Source organism: Streptococcus sp. SGI.013, assembly GCF_050315295.1.
GTDB lineage: Bacteria > Bacillota > Bacilli > Lactobacillales > Streptococcaceae > Streptococcus > Streptococcus porcorum.
The window spans coordinates 1-882 of record NZ_JBNPOS010000080.1 but is presented as its reverse complement, the minus strand read 5'-3'; the positions used below and the strand labels follow the sequence as shown (position 1 = coordinate 882).

The window sequence follows — 882 nt, the reverse complement described above, 5'->3', positions numbered from 1 at the left end:
TGGTGTATAGCCTGCGATGGCTGGTGTGTCTACTTTGTCGAAGTCATCATCAGTTGAGGTCCATTCTCCATAAGTCACTTCTTTAGTCACTAGGTTAACCGTCGCAGTACGTTTGTAGGTCAAGGTTTCTACGACATCTGGCTGAGCTTCTGAGCCATCTTCGTATTGGTACTTGATGGTTCTTACTACTTCTTCGTTTAAATCTGTAGCCTTCACGCCATCTGGCCATTTAGGTCCGTCTGGATTACCTGGGTCTACCTCAGTACCTGGATTTTTCGGATCTTCAGGTGTGACTGTAACAGTTTTAGCTTTCACAACAACAGTGAAGCTTTGGTCACTAACCTTATCGGTATCGAAGACCTGTCCACCGTCTTGAGTGAAGCCATCACGAACCACTTCGTAGCCTTGGTTTGTTAACTCTGTGATACGATCTGTTGTGGTGTAGTTGATTGGCTCACCTGACTTACCGATCACTTCATCAATAGCTCCTAGCTGTTGACCGGTGTCGTCTTGGTAGGTGATGGTAGCTTTTTGAGCGTCTTTGACATATCTAACGATAACTTCGGTGTCTGGATCAGTTGCCGGAACATCCTGAACAGCTTCAACACTTGCCTTGTCTGGAGTGTAGCCTGCGATGGCTGGTGTGTCCACCATGTCGAAGTCATCATCAGTTGAGGTCCATTCTCCATAAGTCACTTCTTTAGTCACTAGGTTAACCGTCGCAGTACGCTTATAGGTCAAGGTTTCTACGACATCTGGCTGAGCTTCTGAGCCATCTTCGTATTGGTACTTGATAACTCGTGTGACGGTTTGATTGAGGTCACTTTCTTTCACACCATCTGGCCATTTAGGTCCATCTGGATTACCTGGGTCAACCTCTGT

General features: G+C 46.4%; 1 protein-coding gene. It reads right to left on the bottom strand.

Annotation, left to right across the window (positions count from 1 at the left end):
• Nucleotides 1-882: mucin-binding protein (locus tag ACQRDX_RS09370; protein ID WP_427896625.1), on the bottom strand; the 882-nt coding region annotated here is incomplete at both ends.